The 15,158-nt window shown below is 67.4% G+C and carries 8 protein-coding genes; 1 reads left to right on the top strand and 7 read right to left on the bottom strand.

Annotated features, from left to right (window positions below; translation table 11 throughout):
• Nucleotides 1-220 precede the first annotated feature (220 nt).
• Together WME89_RS19470 and WME89_RS19475 are read right to left on the bottom strand one after the other, a co-directional pair.
• Nucleotides 221-1,117 (bottom strand): dihydrodipicolinate synthase family protein, encoded by an 897-nt coding sequence (locus WME89_RS19470; protein WP_438010614.1) that lies wholly within the window; start codon nucleotides 1,115-1,117, stop codon nucleotides 221-223.
• Nucleotides 1,114-1,611 (bottom strand): cupin domain-containing protein, encoded by a 498-nt coding sequence (locus WME89_RS19475; RefSeq protein ID WP_438010615.1) that lies wholly within the window; start codon nucleotides 1,609-1,611, stop codon nucleotides 1,114-1,116. Before WME89_RS19475 ends, WME89_RS19470 begins: the two co-directional genes overlap by 4 nt.
• 85 nt (nucleotides 1,612-1,696) lie before the next feature.
• Here WME89_RS19475 and WME89_RS19480 point away from each other — a divergent pair, with 85 nt between their 5' ends.
• Nucleotides 1,697-3,163: a PLP-dependent aminotransferase family protein gene (locus tag WME89_RS19480; RefSeq protein ID WP_438010616.1), complete on the top strand. Its 1,467-nt coding sequence runs from the start codon at nucleotides 1,697-1,699 to the stop codon at nucleotides 3,161-3,163.
• 228 nt (nucleotides 3,164-3,391) lie between these two features.
• Here WME89_RS19480 and WME89_RS19485 read toward each other — a convergent pair whose 3' ends face one another.
• From WME89_RS19485 to WME89_RS19505, 5 genes are all read right to left on the bottom strand, one after another.
• Nucleotides 3,392-3,946: a hypothetical protein gene (locus WME89_RS19485; RefSeq protein ID WP_438010617.1), complete on the bottom strand. Its 555-nt coding sequence runs from the start codon at nucleotides 3,944-3,946 to the stop codon at nucleotides 3,392-3,394.
• A gap of 17 nt (nucleotides 3,947-3,963) precedes the next feature.
• Nucleotides 3,964-6,714, bottom strand: a complete 2,751-nt coding sequence (locus WME89_RS19490; RefSeq protein WP_438010618.1) for an RHS repeat domain-containing protein — start codon at nucleotides 6,712-6,714, stop codon at nucleotides 3,964-3,966.
• Nucleotides 6,715-6,735: 21 nt separating this feature from the next.
• The gene (locus WME89_RS19495) at nucleotides 6,736-7,038 is read right to left on the bottom strand and encodes a hypothetical protein (RefSeq protein WP_438010619.1); all 303 of its coding nucleotides are present in this window, start codon (nucleotides 7,036-7,038) and stop codon (nucleotides 6,736-6,738) included.
• 470 nt (nucleotides 7,039-7,508) lie between these two features.
• Nucleotides 7,509-7,901, bottom strand: a complete 393-nt coding sequence (locus WME89_RS19500; protein ID WP_438010620.1) for a hypothetical protein — start codon at nucleotides 7,899-7,901, stop codon at nucleotides 7,509-7,511.
• Nucleotides 7,902-7,920: 19 nt separating this feature from the next.
• Complete coding sequence (locus WME89_RS19505) at nucleotides 7,921-15,156, bottom strand: SpvB/TcaC N-terminal domain-containing protein (RefSeq protein WP_438010621.1); 7,236 nt, start codon at nucleotides 15,154-15,156, stop codon at nucleotides 7,921-7,923.
• Nucleotides 15,157-15,158: the final 2 nt, after the last annotated feature.

The raw sequence follows: 15,158 nt of genomic DNA on the forward strand, positions 1-15,158 counted from the left end.
CTCACCCAGGTGCGCGTAGCGGTGCGTCGAGGCGATCGACGTGTGGCCGAGGTGCTCTCGTGCACCTCCTCGAGCGCTCGGATCGTTCGGCACGCAGGAGAGCGCCTCCTCGAACGGCGCCACGATCGGCGCCGCGTCGCCGTACCAGATCCACACGCCGGCGAGCGTGCCCACCGCGAGCAGTACGCCCGCGGCGAGCAGCGCTGCCCGCGAAAAGACGTCATGCGGCGGATGGAAGCACGGCGAGATCGATCAGGATCCGTCGAAGCTCCTCTACCCGCTCCTTCTCGAGGGGCTGCAGCGGGGCCCGCAGCGGCCCGACCCGTGTGCCCATCAGCTCCAGGGCTGCCGAGATGGCCCGCGGCAGGCCGTGCGCGACGATGAACTGCAGGAACGGCAGCTGGCGGTAGAAGGATCGCCGCGCGGCATCGAGGTCGCCACGAGTCACCGCCTCGTAGAGCTCGACATTGAGGCGAGGGATGACGTGCGGGGCAGCAGTGCACCAGCCGCGAGCCCCGGCCACGAAGGCCGCGAGCGCGAGCGGATTGCTTCCGTTGTAGAAGGCGACCTGGTCGCCGCAGAGCTGCACGAGCCGGTGCATCCGGTTCACGTCTCCGGTGCTCTCCTTCACCATCGTGACGTTCGGGATGCGCAGCAGCCGGGCGATCGTGTCGGGACCGAGGTCGAGGCCGCCCGTCGCCGGGTTGTTGTACACGGCGATGGGGATGGAGATGGCCTTCGCGACGGCCTCGAAGTGCGCCACGATCTCCCTGTCCGAGAGCTTCCAGTAGCTCATCGGGAGGATCATCACCGCGGTAGCGCCAGCCCTCTCCGCGTACTTCGCGTGGCGCACGGTCCGCTCCGTGGTGAGGCTCGAGACGCCGACAAGGGTCGGAACCCGGCCCGCCACGCGCTTCACGACGACGTCGGTGACGGCCTCGCGCTCCTCGTCCGAGAGGTACGGCAATACCCCGGTGCTGCCCAGCGGCGCGATCGCGTGGACCCCCGCGGCGAGCATGCCGTCGACGATGCGCCCGAGGAGCTGCTCATCGACGCGCCCGGCCTCGGTGAACGGCGTGATGGGGTAGGCGACGATCCCACGAAGAGTCGATGTCATCGTACACCTCCTTCCGCCTCGTGGTTGCTGTCGAAGAGCTGGTCACCCCGGTCGGGCACCTCTTCGCGCAGCGCGACCCCTCCCATGTTCTGCAGCATCGGCGCGTTCTCGCAGGCGAGGTAGCGCGCCCGACCCTTTCCTGTATTGACGTGGTTGTGCCAGGCCCACACGGGGACGTAGACCGCGTCCCCCTCCTTCCAGTCGACACGCTTCCCACCGACGTACGAGTAGCCCTCTCCTTCCAGGACGTAGAGGATGGTCTCGTACGTGTGCCGATGCCGATTCGAGGATTGCCCCGGATCGAGCCAGCCGATGGTCATGCTGATCGCGTGCGACGGGAGGTCCACGAAGAAGACCGGGTGCTTCCTCGCTTTCGAGTAGTCGCCGTGACGCCCGGCCGACTCGACCGCGGGGTGCGCGAGCTTCTCTGGCATCACCACGCGAGGCCGCGGCGGCGTCTTGTCGAAGTCTGCTGAATGAAATTTGTCGCTCATCTCTGCTCCTTGTCGGCGCGAAGGGCGCCTTGCTCAGAAACAGAGATAGTGCGAAACTGGACCCATGACAGGCTCCAGAAGTAACATGTCGACGGGTCCAGCTGGTCGACCCTGGCGCTTCGACCTGGTGCTCGATGACGGTGGGGCCGTGCCGCGGCAGACCCAGCTGAGCCGGGCGCTGGTTCAGGAGATCCAGCGCGGGCGACTTCTGCCGGGGTCGACGCTTCCGGGCAGCCGGACGCTCGCAGCCCAGCTCAAGGTCAACCGGAAGGTCGTCGTGGCTGCCGTCGACGAGCTGGTGGCCCAGGGGTGGCTCGAGGCGCTACCCGCCCGCGGCACCCGGGTTGCGCTCAACCTTCCGACGCTTGCTGTTGCTGACGCGGAGGGCCGCCGCTCGGTCGAGACGGTGCTCGCCCAGCGCCGCGCCGCCGTGATCGCGATGAACGACGGGATCCCGGACGCCCGGATCGCGCCCGTCGACGAGCTCGCTCGTGCCCAGCGCGGCGCCCTCCGAGCGCTGGCTCGGACGGGCCTCGGCTACGGAGATGCAGCAGGCGATCCCGTGCTCAGGGATGTCCTTGCGGGCTTCGTCAATCACGCTCGCGGGCTCTCGTGCTCCTCGGAGGAGGTCGTCCTGACTCGTGGCAGCCAGGGCGCGCTGAGCCTGTTCGCGCTCACGATGCTGGAGCCTGGGGATGCCGTCGCCGTCGAGCACCCTGGATACGCGCCAGCCTGGCGCGCGTTCCAGCTCGCTCGGGCCGACGTCGTTCATGTGCCGGTCGATGCCGATGGCCTTCGAACGGATGAGCTTGAGGCGCAGGCCAGGAGGCTCAAGGGTCGACTGAAGGCCGTGTACGTGACGCCTCACCACCAGTACCCCACGACCGTCGCGATGTCCGCCGAGCGTCGAATGCACCTGCGACGAATCGCTGAGTCTTTCGGGCTCTACATCGTGGAGGACGATTACGACTACGAGTACCACTTCGAGGGCGCGCCGCTCTTGCCCCTCGCCGCGACCAAGGACCTCTCGTCACGCTGCATCTACATCGCTTCGCTGTCGAAGCTCATCGCACCGGCCATACGGCTTGGATACATCATCGCGGACAGGTCGGTGGTCGCGCGCTTGAGAGCGGTCCGTGAGCTGCTCGATCGTCAGGGAGATGTCGTCCTAGAGCGTGCCGTGGCCGAGCTCATCGAGGACGGCGAGGTCCAGCGGCACGCGCGGCGCGCTCGGCAGCTCTACCGGCAGCGCCGTGATCACCTGCTGCAACAACTCGCGTCGAGGTCGCCCCTGCGCTCCGCGATCGAGTGCGACCCGCCTGGCGGGGGGCTGGCGCTCTGGATGCGCCTGCGCAGCTTGACCTCGGAAGAGCTCGTCCAGCGCGCGCACGCACGCGGCCTGGCCCTCACTCCGGGGTCTGCTCACGCCGCGACCGGGACCGTCGCCGCGTTTCGCTTCGGGTTCGCAGCTCACACGAGCGAGGAGCTGTCGAGGATCTGCGACACGCTGGAGGCGTGTCTGCAGTCCGGCTCTGGCTCGAAGCGCCGTTGATCCGTGTACGGGCGCGCGCGTCTCGGGAGCCGGGCGGCGCCGGCGCTCGGGCCGGCGCCTTCACATGGCACATCGACTGGTGCAGATTCTTCGCTCGCCGTCGACGGCGGGGGGCGAGCGCCCGGCTGGCGTGATCGGCGACGCTGGCATGCGCACCCCCGCGTATTGGCACGGTACGGGCTCTCCCTCTACGTCGAGTCCGATTGGTAGGCGCCCGACGACTGCTCGTCACTCATCATCCCACCCGGAGGCTTGCGCGGGTGACTGCCCGTCCAGGAGCCGCTCGATCAACCATGGCAACGAGAAGTAGTCCTCCATGACAGTGGCGAAGAACTCCATGTCGAACGGCAAGCGCGGCGGCGCCTGAACTTCGGCCTCGCCGGCGACCCCGCTCTTGACGATTTGCCTTCGCGCTTCGTTGAGGGCGGCGGTGACCAGGTTGCGGCAAACAGGATCGGATATGGATTGCCGCACGCGCTCTGCGGCCTCTTCGTTCAGCGCCATTGGCGCGCGCACGATGGGGGTCGTTGGAACGGCTTCTCCTTCTAGAATGCTACGAATAAATTGCGGTGTAGAAAAGAGCGCCCGCGTCACGCGGATGTAGAATGCCATGTCGAACGACTCCGCGGGCAGGCGGAGCGGAATCTCCTCGCCGTCCAGCGTAGAGCTCCTCGCGAATCGCCCCCACGCCTTTCCGAATGCAACGCTGACAAGGTTTCGAACCACTGGCTCGTGGATCGATTCTACGATCGCGCTTGCCGCGTCCGCGTCGATGGGTTGCACCTGTATCGATCGGCTGGTCATTTCGTTCCCCATTTTGTCAGCTTGTCGAAGTTCGCCGTGAAGGACCCGTTCGCGTTCAGGGTGAATTGGTCTGGGGTCCTCAGATTTCCCCGAAACGCCGTGCCATCCTTGGTGAACACCAACGCTTCGTCTGCCGAGCCCACGAACATGGCTTCCGCGTTCGTCACCTTGCGCTCGAAAAACATCATCTCTCCGGGCGCATCTGCCATGATTTGTGCCGCATATTGCCGGAACATGGCGATTCGCTCGTGGGGCGCCGCCGCCAGAATCCGTTTCCTGGCGTCGCTGAACATGAAGATCCCCGCACGTTTCTGCAACGGAGGAAAGCCTCCTTGCGCCGGTGCTGCCGCGGGCTTGACCTTCGGGGCAGCCGGTCTGGGCTGTTCCGCCGACGGAGCCTGCGCCCTGGTGCCGGGTTTAGCAGGGGACTCCGGCTTCGGAGGTGACTTCGATGAACCACCATCGCCTTTGTTCGCAGCGCTCATGGCAGCTGCTGGGGCTTTGACTATTGAAGAATCAAATACGATGGTCCCTGCTGACGAGGCCATGCTGCCGGCGTTGGCGGTCGCCAGGCGCGGTCCAGGGATATCGATTCTAATTTCTCCAACTCCAGGAAACAAAGATATTCCGACGTCGGCGATGGTGCCCAGCATTCTCTTGTGTTCTTCTGGTGTGACGTATTCCTTGTCTGGCGCCCCTTGTAAAAGATCGACGGCTTTCTGCGCTGCCTTGTCGAGCATCCCGCCTGGAGCATAGATCGTCGCGAAGGGCTCCACGAATGCTCGATTCGCTTTGTCTACTATTCCTTGGCCGAACTGCTCGGGGGTTTGATCGGTCGCAAGCACGAATGCCAGCTTGAGGGCCGTGCTTATCTGATCGCCTATGTCAGGCGTCTTTGAAGCAGGCGGTGGGCTGTCTTCTGTCCCAGTGGGATCGATGAACCTGACAGGGTTGCCTTTTACATAGGCGAACAAATTCAAGCCGGCTCTCGTCCCGATTGGATCCGCCGCCGTCCACCTCCCGAGCCACGCCGCATAGTACCGCGCCCCGTGGTAGTAGAGCCCCGTCTCTTCGTCCCGCTCCTTCCCCGTGTAGCGATACCGCTTCCGGCTCACCTCCGCGGCGCTGCTGGCCGACCAGTACGCCGTCGTCCCGAAGGGATGGTACTCCTCATAGCCGATCACGAGGCCTGCCCCGTCGACCTCCAGCGAGGCCGACTCGAGGTGGTTGGCGAGCTGGTAGCGCACCCGCGGCGTCACCGTGAACGGCCCCGAAGTGTCGACCGTCTTGGTCTCGACCATGGCCACGCGCCGCGCGCCATCCATCACGTGCAGCGTTTGCCGCTCGAGCACGAGCCCAGTCGCGTTGCGCCTGCGGTAGAGCTCGTAGTCGCCGAGGTAGATGCGCTCCTCGACGAGGCCGCTGTGCTCCCAGACCTTGCGCACGCGCTGGCCGATCGCGTCGTAGGTGTAGTGGACGACCCCGCCGCCGCCGAGATCGGTGCTCCGCAGCTGGTCGTCCTCGTCCCAGGTGAGCTCGTCGATGTGCGGCACGGCCGTCATGTTGCCGTGCTCGTCATGCGCGTACGTGGCGCTGTAGGGCCCGCTCACCGGATCCGCCGGCAGGCTGGTGCTGGTCAGCCGGTTGCTGGTCGCCTCGTAGGCATACCGCCGGGTCCAGCTCCCGGTACCGGCCTGATGCACCATCCGCAGCAGGTTGCCGACAGCGTCGTAGACGTACTGCTCGGTGTAGTTCCGGAGCGCCTGGGCGTCGTTGGCGTGCGGCAGCGACTGGATGGGAATGTCGTTCTGGTCGCGCTGCACGTCGGCGAGGCCGCCCGCGTGCTCCCGGCCTGTGGCCTCGATCAGCCGATAGATCGCGTCATACACGTACTGCGCGCTCGGCGAGACCACGGCGTTGTTGAAGAACACCGTCTGCTGCGCGCTGTCGCCGATCTCGACGATGTTTCCCGCCGGGTCGTACACATAGGTGAGGTTCTGCAGCACGGCGCTGTCTGCGCTGCGCGTCGTCCTCAGGCGCGAGAGGCGGAAGGTGAGCGGATCGTAGGTGTACGCGGTGGAAGTGCCATTGGCGTACTCGATCCGCTCGCGCTGGCCCTTGGCGTCGTAGTCGATGTCGTCGACGAACGTCGTCCACGTCACCGCGCCGCGGACGCGCGCCTCGACGCGGTCGAGCAGGCCTGCCTCGTTGTAGGTGGGCCTGAGCTCGCTGGTGTCCGGCGCGGTGACGCTGGTCGGCCGGTTGAGCGCGTCGTACGCCGTCTGCGTCGCGAAGCTCTCGGTCTCGAGCAACGGCTCGGCGGCCGCGGCGATGGCGGCCACATCGTTGAGCGCCGCGAGCACCGACCAGTCGGGGTCTGCGTGCACGTCGCTGCGCAGGCGGCGCGAGGCCTGCAGCAGGTTGCCCTTGAAGTCGTGCGTCAGGCTCGTCACCACACCCGCGCCATCATACACCTGGTACGGCCGTCCGCGCAGGTTCAGCGCCGTCGCCTGGGGATGGGCTTCACCGTAAACATAACGGCGCGCCAGGCGCTCGCTGCCCGAGGCGGGCTGCACGTGCTCGTGGGTCGGCCGGCGTAACGCATCGTAGGAAGAGCGGTAGACGAAGCCGCGCCCGTTCCAGGCACGGAGCCGCTGCCCAGTCGCGCCCGCCAGCATCCAGCGCTCGCCGCCGTCGTTGCTCTCCTGATAGAGCAGCTGCCTGCCCATCCCGAAGCGGTGGAGCATCGCCGGGGCGAAATCCCCAGGTCAGTCTTCGCTTGCCTGCACGAAGTGCATCCCCGCTGTCAGGTCGTCCTCCGGTCTACCATCGATGGCCTCGATAGAGAGGCCGTGGATCCCCTCCCTTGCGGCCTCATAGCTCACTCCAGCGGCCAGGCTAATGACCCTGTATCGCCGCCGCGCCTCGCCGTCCGGCGAAGCTGCGCCTGGAAGATGGGGTTCGCAGGCGCTGACCTCGTCCATCATGTCTCTGTCAACTTCCGGGTCCTCTCGATACCGGATCGTCGCCACATCGCCCTCCGTCCTGACATCAACAATCTTCTCCCGCATAGTCCCGCACCTTACCATGAAGATTCCTCCGCGGACGTCAGACCGCCCCGTCACGGGCTCGATCGCTCGATAGGCATCGTCAAGGCAGGAGGGAGCAACGCCATCAGCCCTGTTCGTCATCAGCTCGATACGGGCGACATTGTGCTCACGAATGGCATCTACGCACCGCATCGCTCGCCCGAGCAGCGAGCTCCCCGCCCCAGAGCCACGGCCTGCAACCCTGCATGCCAGGCGGCGTCGGGCAGAACACCGGTTCGCCAGCAGCGCCCCCATCGTTCAGCAGCTGACCTGCCATAGCCTCGTCGAGTGGTCGAGTTCGCGTCCAACTTTCCGCGGATCTACATCGCCACTTACAGTGGGTTAAGGCGGGTCGAGAGAGGGCCTCGTCCTTGACCACGGAGAGCTTCCGCCAACGTCAGATCTACAAAGGACGGATGTTGCGTGATCGCTACGTAACGAACCAGCGAGCGTCAATTCATTGCGATCCTCTTTGCACGCATCAAATTACGACCATCAATATCCAAGAGATCACTGTCTTGCAGAGCCACGACCTCTGCTGTATCCGGATCTACGTCGACCTGGAAATATACCTCGGTTCGAGAGGGCGTCCTGAACACCCGAAACCTTTCCGAAGTGCTGGGGTCTACGCGCACGATATACTTCTCCCCGTCTTGCTCCTCCCAGTGTTCATGGGCGCCAAGGGGCTCTTCCATCGAGACCGCAAACGATACGACGTAATGCCCGCGCTGATCTCGGCTGTAGCTGATCGATGTACACGGCCGTACCCACTCCGGCCAGGTGTCGCGGGGGTGCCGTTTCTCGAACTCATCGGCTGCAAATGCCATTGCAGTCTGGCCGTCCATGCGTGGTCTTTGAGTCATGTCATCGCCCTTCGTAAAATCTCCGCATCAGCTCTCTTCGCTGCTCTACCTCGAAAACGGCATCCTGGGAAGGCGTTTCATAAAAAACCGATGGACGACCGGGGCTGTCTCCCCAGATGGCGCTCCGCGTTTGACCCGACGGCAGCGACTGTCGATCGGCAACGCTCGCTTCGACACTGTACGCGGGGGGGTGTGTATGGCCAGACCAACGACCGTATGCCCCTGCCTTGAGTTCGGATGCCATTGCTTCCGGCACGCGAATCTCGTTGCCATACCCGCGTATTACCAAACGACGCCCTCCGAGCGTAAACACTGAGTATTCATCGCCAGTCACCCGACCGATCTCGCGCAACAAAGGCATTGACACGCTGCGCTTTGGCAATAATGCAACGGAGCCGGGAGTCGGCAGTTGACGATGCACCTCAAGCTGTGCCCGTGTCAACGATGACTCTGGACGCAGAGGTGCCACGGAACCATCTCCGGGCGCCCTGGCGATGGGTACTGACTTACTCCCGATGCTGATTGCCGATTTGACCGAACGGAGGTCGTATGCAAGATGAACTAAGGCCCCGGCGATCTGAAATGCTTCCACGACCTTCCCGGCGGTCGGGTTCTCCTCTGTCAGGTACCGGTAGACAGCCCTCGTTACTGGATCGGGCAAACGGTCGGCAGGACTCCTGTCGGCTCCCCCGGGAGCCACGTAGGCCGATCCCGGCAGTGGATCACCGTGCCCCGGCGCTATGGAATGCGTCGGTTCCGCCGGTGGCTGTGGCCGCACATGCTCAACCGTCGTCACGCCGGTGCGGATCGATTCGAGTTTTCCTCGGGCCAGCGTGGCTGAAACGCGCTCCTTGAATTTTCCCGCCGCGGATGCGGTGAACTCCGCGCGGGCTTCCGGAGAGAGAGCTTTGAGATGCCGGTGCAGTTGCACGTCGGTCATCTGCGCGATGCGCTGGTCCGTGGACTCCTTCCCACTCGGGTCACTCAATCTGATTGGATTCCCCCTCACGTACGCGTACAGGTTCGGCCCATCGACCATCCCCGCCGGATCCGCCGCCGTCCACCTCCCCAGCCACGGCGCGTAGTACCTCGCCCCGTGGTAGTATAGCCCCGTCTCCTCGTCCTTCTCCTTGCCGGTGTACCGGTAGCGCTTCCGGCTCACCTCCACCGCGCTGCTGGCCGACCAGTACGCCGTCGTGCCGTAGGGGTGGTACTCCTCGTAACTGATGACGAGCCCCGCCGCGTCGACCTCCAGCACCGCTGACCCGAGGTGGTTGTCGAGCTGGTAGCGCACGCGCGGCGTCACCGTGAAGGGCCCCGAGGTGTCGACGGTCCTGGTCTCGACCATGGCGACCCGCCGCGCGCCATCCATCACGTGCAGCGTCTGCCGCTCGAGCACGAGCCCTGTCGCGTTGCGCCTGCGGTAGATCTCGTAATTGCCGAGGTAGATGCGCTCCTCGACGAGGCCGCTGTGCTCCCAGACCTTGCGCACGCGCTGGCCGGTCGCGTCGTAGGTGTAGTGGACGACCCCGCCGCCGCCGAGGTCGGTGCTCCGCAGCTGGTCGTTCTCGTCCCAGGTGAGCTCGTCGATGTGCGGCATGGCCGTCATGTTGCCGTGGTCGTCGTGCGCGTACGTCGCGCTGTAGGGCCCGTTCACCGGATCCGCCGGCAGGCTGGTGCTGGTCAGCCGGTTGCTCGTGGCCTCGTAGGCATACCGCCGGGTCCAGGCGCCCGCACCGGCCTGGTGCACCATCCGCAGCAGGTTGCCGACAGCATCGTAGACGTACTGCTCGGTGTAGCTCCGGAGCGCCTGGGCGTCGTTCTCGTGCGGCAGCGACTGGATGGGCATGTCGTTCTGGTCGCGCTGCACGTCGGCGAGGCTGGCGTGCTCCCGGCCTGTCGCCTCGATCAGCCGATAGATCGCGTCATACACGTACTGCGCGCTGGGCGAGACCACGGCGTTGTTGAAGAACACCGTCTGCTGCGCGCTGTCGCCGATCTCGACGATGTTTCCCGCCGGGTCGTACACATAGGTGAGGTTCTGCAGCACGGCGCTGTCTGCGCTGCGCGTCGTCCTCAGGCGCGAGAGCCGGAAGGTGAGCGGATCGTAGGTGTACGCGGTGGAAGTGCCATTGGCGTACACGATCCGCTCGCGCTGCCCCTTGGCGTCGTAATCGATGTCGTCGACGAACGTCGTCCACGTCACCGCGCCGCGGACGCGCGCCTCGACGCGCTCGATCAGGCCTGCCTCGTTGTAGGTGGGCCTGAGCTCGCTCGTGTCCGGCGCGGTGACGCTGGTCGGTCGGTCGAGCGCGTCGTACGCGGTCTGCGTCGCGAAGCTCTCGGTCTCGAGCAACGGCTCGGCGGCCGCGGCGATGGCGGCCACATCGTTGAGCGCCGCGAGCACCGACCAGTCGGCGTCTGCGTGCACGTCGCTGCGCAGGCGGCGCGAGGCCTGCAGCAGGTTGCCCTTGAAGTCGTGCGCCAGGCTGGTCACCACACCCGCGCCATCATACACCTGGTACGGCCGCCCGCGCAGGTTCAGCGCCGTCGCCTGGGGATGGGCTTCACCGTAAACATAACGGCGCGCCAGGCGCTCGCTGCCCGAGGCGGGCTGCACGTGCTCGTGGGTCGGCCGGCGTAACGCATCGTAGGAAGAGCGGTAGACGAAGCCGCGCCCGTTCCAGGCGCGGAGCCGCTGCCCAGTCGCGCCCGCCAGCATCCAGCGCTCGCCGCCATCGTTGCTCTTCTGATAGAGCAGCTGCCCGCCCATCCCGAAGCGATGCAGCATGGCCTGGTTGCCGCGAGCATCGGTGATCGCGAGCGGCTGGCCCTCGATGTCGAGCGTGGTCTGCGTGACGTACTGGCCCTCGGCGCCGTTGTCCGCCACCGCGCGGAACACCCGCCCGAGCGCGTCCAGGTGGCTGACGGCCGGCGTGCCGGCGTGCGCAGCCGCCAGGTCCGCGGCCCGGCGCTCGGGATCGCCCGCCGGCAGCGCCTGGCGCGCGGCGTACCACGCGCTCTCGAGCACGGTGTCGTTCGGGTCGTGCGAGGTCTGCTTCCAGGCGTCGAACACCACCCTGGAGAATGTGCCGTTCGGCAGATCGGTCTGGATGAGCCGGCCGAGCGGGTCGTACCGCAGGATCGGCGTGACGCCCCACTCGACGAGCTCGGCTTCGTCCTCGTACTCCTTCGTCGCGCTGAAGAACGGCTCGTACTGCTTGACCGGATTGCCCTTGTTGTCGACCACCGTGCGCCCGGTGCCGACCCAGCGAGAGGTCGTGTGCGCGAGCACCAGGTTGCCCTGCGCATCGTGCACCAGCGCGCCGTCCGCGTCCCGCTCGGGCGCGAGCCCCGGCTCCGCCCGCACCTTCCGCAGCACCTCGTTGCCCGAGCCGTCCGAGTAGCTGTACGTGTCCAGCCAGCGCGGGTTGCCCGCCCCGTGCTGCTCCCGCGCGCGGGCGTGCACCACGTTCGGCCTGCCGGTGAGCTGGAATCGCTCCAGATCATACGCGAACGTGGCCGTCGGGTCGTCGAGCGTGTCACCCTCGCCGCCGCCCGGCTTGCCCCCCAGCGCGAGCGCGGTGACCCGGCCCATCGCGTCGACGCGCACCTCGCTGACATTGCCGTTGAACTCGGTGATCCGCGTGGGGGCGAGGACCCGGTAGTCGGGGACGGCAAACACGACATTGCTCAGCGGATCCGTCACCTGCGTCACGAGCAAGCCATGCGCGTCATAGACGACCTGCGACGTGTTGCCGAACGGATCGACGAACGCCGTCGGCTGGTAGAAGTGGGCGGCCGAGGGCACCGCGTGCCCCGAGGAGACCCAGGTGTCCGGATCGCCTGAGAGCTGGACATGGCCGCCCTCGGCGAGCATGGCATTCGTGACGCGTGCCCCGAACACGGACGTGATCAGCGAGGGCGTGAGGACCTTGGCGAAGCTCTCGTGGGCGAGCGCTCTGCCCTCGGCCTGACCGAACGGCAGCGGCCCCGCGAGGTCGTCGCGCCAGTACGTCGCGCGCACCTGCTGCAAGAGGCGCTTCTGGAACGAGCCGCCGGGCGTGCCGTCGTAGGCGAGCTCGGTCGCGGCGTCGGCCGCGGCGAGCACCGCCTCGAAGGAGAGCACGCCCTCCGCGCCGAGCGGCAGGCCGTGCAGCTCGTACGTACGGCTCTCCAGGGGGACTCCGAGCCGGTAGGCGCCGCCCTCGCTCGGGACCAGGTTCGCCACCTCGCGCTCCGTCAGCGCCGCCTTGCCCTGCTCCTGCTCGGGGAACGCCGCCCACGCGGCCCTGCGCCGATACCCGATCTGCGCGGTCCGCTTGACGGCGCCGTACTCGTCGACCTCCAGCGTGAGCGCGTGGCTGACGCGCGGATCGCTCGCGTTGCGCTCGTGATGGTACTCCAGCGACTCGCGCGCATGGGTGAAGAACACCGCGTGCGCGCCGCCCACGGCGGGCTGGAGGCGCCGGATCGAATAGCCGTGCTCGGTGACGAGGTACGGGTCGGGCTCCTGCGCCGAGCCGTCGAGCGCATAGACCTCCTGGCGAAGGAGGCGCCCCTTGAGCGCCCGGCACGCCTCGCGCATCTCGACGGCGGCGAGGCCCGCGGGAAGCAGGGTGTCGGCCAGGCGGACCGCGCCCGCGTCGCCGGCGTAAACCTCGCTCTCGTACCGCGACGAGAGCTCTCCTCGCTCGACCCAGGCGCCGGTGTGGAACCACGATCGGGTGCGCACGGGCGGCAGGTGCAGCTCCGGATCGGCGTTGGCCGGGGGCGGCGCGAAGCCCGCGCCGCTGAAGGCCGAGAACGACTCGGTGTCGAGCTGCTCGACCATCCCGAAGCCGCGCATCTCGCGCTCCGCACCGTCGTAGTCGCCATGGTGGTAGGCGTAGGTGGTGACGAAGCGGCGCCGCGAGACCGCATCGTAGGCCTCGACGCGCTCGAGGACGTGGACCACGAACGGGAGCCTCGTCACCCACGGGCGGCCGGCCGCCCTGTCGGCCAGGTAAAATTTCGTCGACGGCGCGTACGTGAGCCGCGTCTCGAGCCCGAGGTTGTTCTTCACCGAGGTCAAGAGATACGGCTTCCTGCTGCCGAGCAGGTCGACGTACCGCAGCGGCGCCCCCGCGGAGCCTGGCAAGAGGCTCCACCCCACGAGGCACCCCGTCCCGGTGCCGAGCAGGTCGAGCGCGACGACCGAGGAGAGCTGGTCAGGCTCCACGAACGCCGGGACATGCGCCGGGGCCGCCAGCGCATTGCCCGCCTCGTTCCCGTAGATGCGCACCCCCTCGCGGTGCAGGTACAGGACATCGACCGTCCCCGATCCGTCGATGTCCGCGAGCCGGATCCGGCGCGGGTCGAACTGGTCGGGATGGTCGAACCAGGGCGCCCTCGCCATCTCCACCTTCGCGCCGAACCGGCCGTACCCGAGGTTCGGCCAGTAGCAGACGCTGCCGTTGCGGACGCGGACCAGGTCCGTGAGCCCATCGCCGCTCATGTCGGCGAGGAACATCGTCTGCGTGCGATCCGCGAAGACCAGCGCCGGGCCCTTCTCGCCGTCGCGCGGGGCCTGCAGCGTGATGGGGCTGCCGAATCCACCCTTCGCGAGCGACGGATACCAGACCAGCACCTCGCCGTGCGCGAGGAGGATATCGTCGTGCCCGTCGCCGTTCAGGTCGACGAGCTGCAGATCGGGATCTGCCCAGTCGACCACCGGCTGCGCGGCGAACGGCCGGAACTGGGCCCATGTGCCGCCCTCGGTGCGGTCGAAGTAGCCCGCCACCGGCCGCTCGAGGAAGACCACCTCCTTCTGGCCGTCGCCGTCGAGGTCCATCACCTGCAGTCCGCCGCGGGTCAGCGACGGACGGGTCGGCAAGGGGAGCGCCGGGCCGAGCGAGCCGCCGCCCAGGTTGCGCTTGTAAAGCAGCGCCTCGTCCCTGCGCACGAGCAGCCCGGGGAGCGCCTCGCCGTCGAGGTCGACCCACTGGTGCGCGCCCTCCAGCGCACCCGCGATGTCCGCCGCGCTGGCCCTGTCCAGCTCCTTCACCTCGGTATGGAGCTCAGGGAGCGAGTAACCGAGCTCGAGCGGCGGATACGACGACCTCGTGTACGCGAGCGTCTCCGCGTCGCGGAGGTACCCCGCGTGCGTCACCGACGCGAGGCGCGTGAGCACCGGGCTGTGCTCGTACCCGAAGTCCGTCGCTCTCACCAGGCAAGGCGTGGGCCCGAGCTCGGCCATCCGGTGGAACATCAGCACGCGCCGGCACAGCCGGTAGGTTCGGACCTCGAAGCCGGCGCGGTAGGTCGAGAACGCGTCCTGCCGGCACGGCCAGGCGTTCACCTCCTCGACAGCCGGCGCCGCCGCGTCGTGCTCGCCGTAATCGAAGACCACCTCGAAGAGCATCGACGAGGCGTCCCCCGGGGCCACGTTCCCGTAGCGGATCCGCTTGAGGTAGCGGTTCGCGATCGCGGACAGCCCCGCGTGCCGGTGCGCTTCGTGCGGCTCGGCGCGCGTCACGCCCGCGAGGTCCTCGGCCTTGTACTCGTACGCGATCACGTTGCCCCGGTCGTCGCGCGTCTCCTCCAGGAGCCACGAGAAGACGCGCGCCGGCGCCCCCGGGTCGGCGATGCGCGCGCCCTCCGAGCGCCCGTAGACGCTCGTGAGGTTGTCGCGGGTGGTCACCCTCCAGTACACCGCGCCTGTGGTCCGGTGCCGGCGGCGCTCGATGCGCGCGAATTCCCCTTCGACGCGCGGCCGGTAGCGCTCCACGACCTCGTCACCGTCGTCAAAGCGTTGGAGCGTGCCGTCCTCGTGCCGCGCCGGCACCAGGTCCTCGGCGCCGGAGAGCACGAACACGTCCGACTCCTGCGCATCGTCGTAGCGCGGCAGCCCTTTCTCGGTCTTGCGCGTGATCTGCGGCACGGAAAGCCGCCACCCGACGCCGAAGGGGCCGTTTCCCGCGCCCGAGTCGTACTCGAGCGACAGCTCCGGATGGAACCCGGCGCGGCCAGGGCTCGTGGCGATCGGCACCTGGAGCGAGCCGGCGCCCGTCGCGGCGCTGACGGCGAATTTCTCGCCGATGTCCCGGATCGCACCGCCGCCCTTCGGGAGGGACGGGGAGGGCGGGGCCACGGGCTTCAGCGCGCGCCCCCCGGCCTCCTGCGCGCCTGAGCTCCTGGGCGCAGCGGCTGCGCCGGGCTTTGCCTGCGGGTCTCGCTCGGGATCTCGAGGGCTCATGG

Source organism: Sorangium sp. So ce321 (genome assembly GCF_051530195.1).
Lineage (GTDB): Bacteria > Myxococcota_A > Polyangia > Polyangiales > Polyangiaceae > Sorangium.

Excerpts from the sequence above, each read along its gene's own strand:
- WME89_RS19480 (WP_438010616.1), top strand. The coding sequence starts at position 1,697 with ATGTCGACGGGTCCAGCTGGTCGACCCTGGCGCTTCGACCTGGTGCTC.
- WME89_RS19500 (WP_438010620.1), bottom strand. The coding sequence starts at position 7,901 with ATGGACGGCCAGACTGCAATGGCATTTGCAGCCGATGAGTTCGAGAAA.
- WME89_RS19495 (WP_438010619.1), bottom strand. The coding sequence starts at position 7,038 with ATGCGGGAGAAGATTGTTGATGTCAGGACGGAGGGCGATGTGGCGACG.
- WME89_RS19505 (WP_438010621.1), bottom strand. The coding sequence starts at position 15,156 with ATGAGCCCTCGAGATCCCGAGCGAGACCCGCAGGCAAAGCCCGGCGCA.
- WME89_RS19475 (WP_438010615.1), bottom strand. The coding sequence starts at position 1,611 with ATGAGCGACAAATTTCATTCAGCAGACTTCGACAAGACGCCGCCGCGG.
- WME89_RS19470 (WP_438010614.1), bottom strand. The coding sequence starts at position 1,117 with ATGACATCGACTCTTCGTGGGATCGTCGCCTACCCCATCACGCCGTTC.
- WME89_RS19490 (WP_438010618.1), bottom strand. The coding sequence starts at position 6,714 with ATGCTCCACCGCTTCGGGATGGGCAGGCAGCTGCTCTATCAGGAGAGC.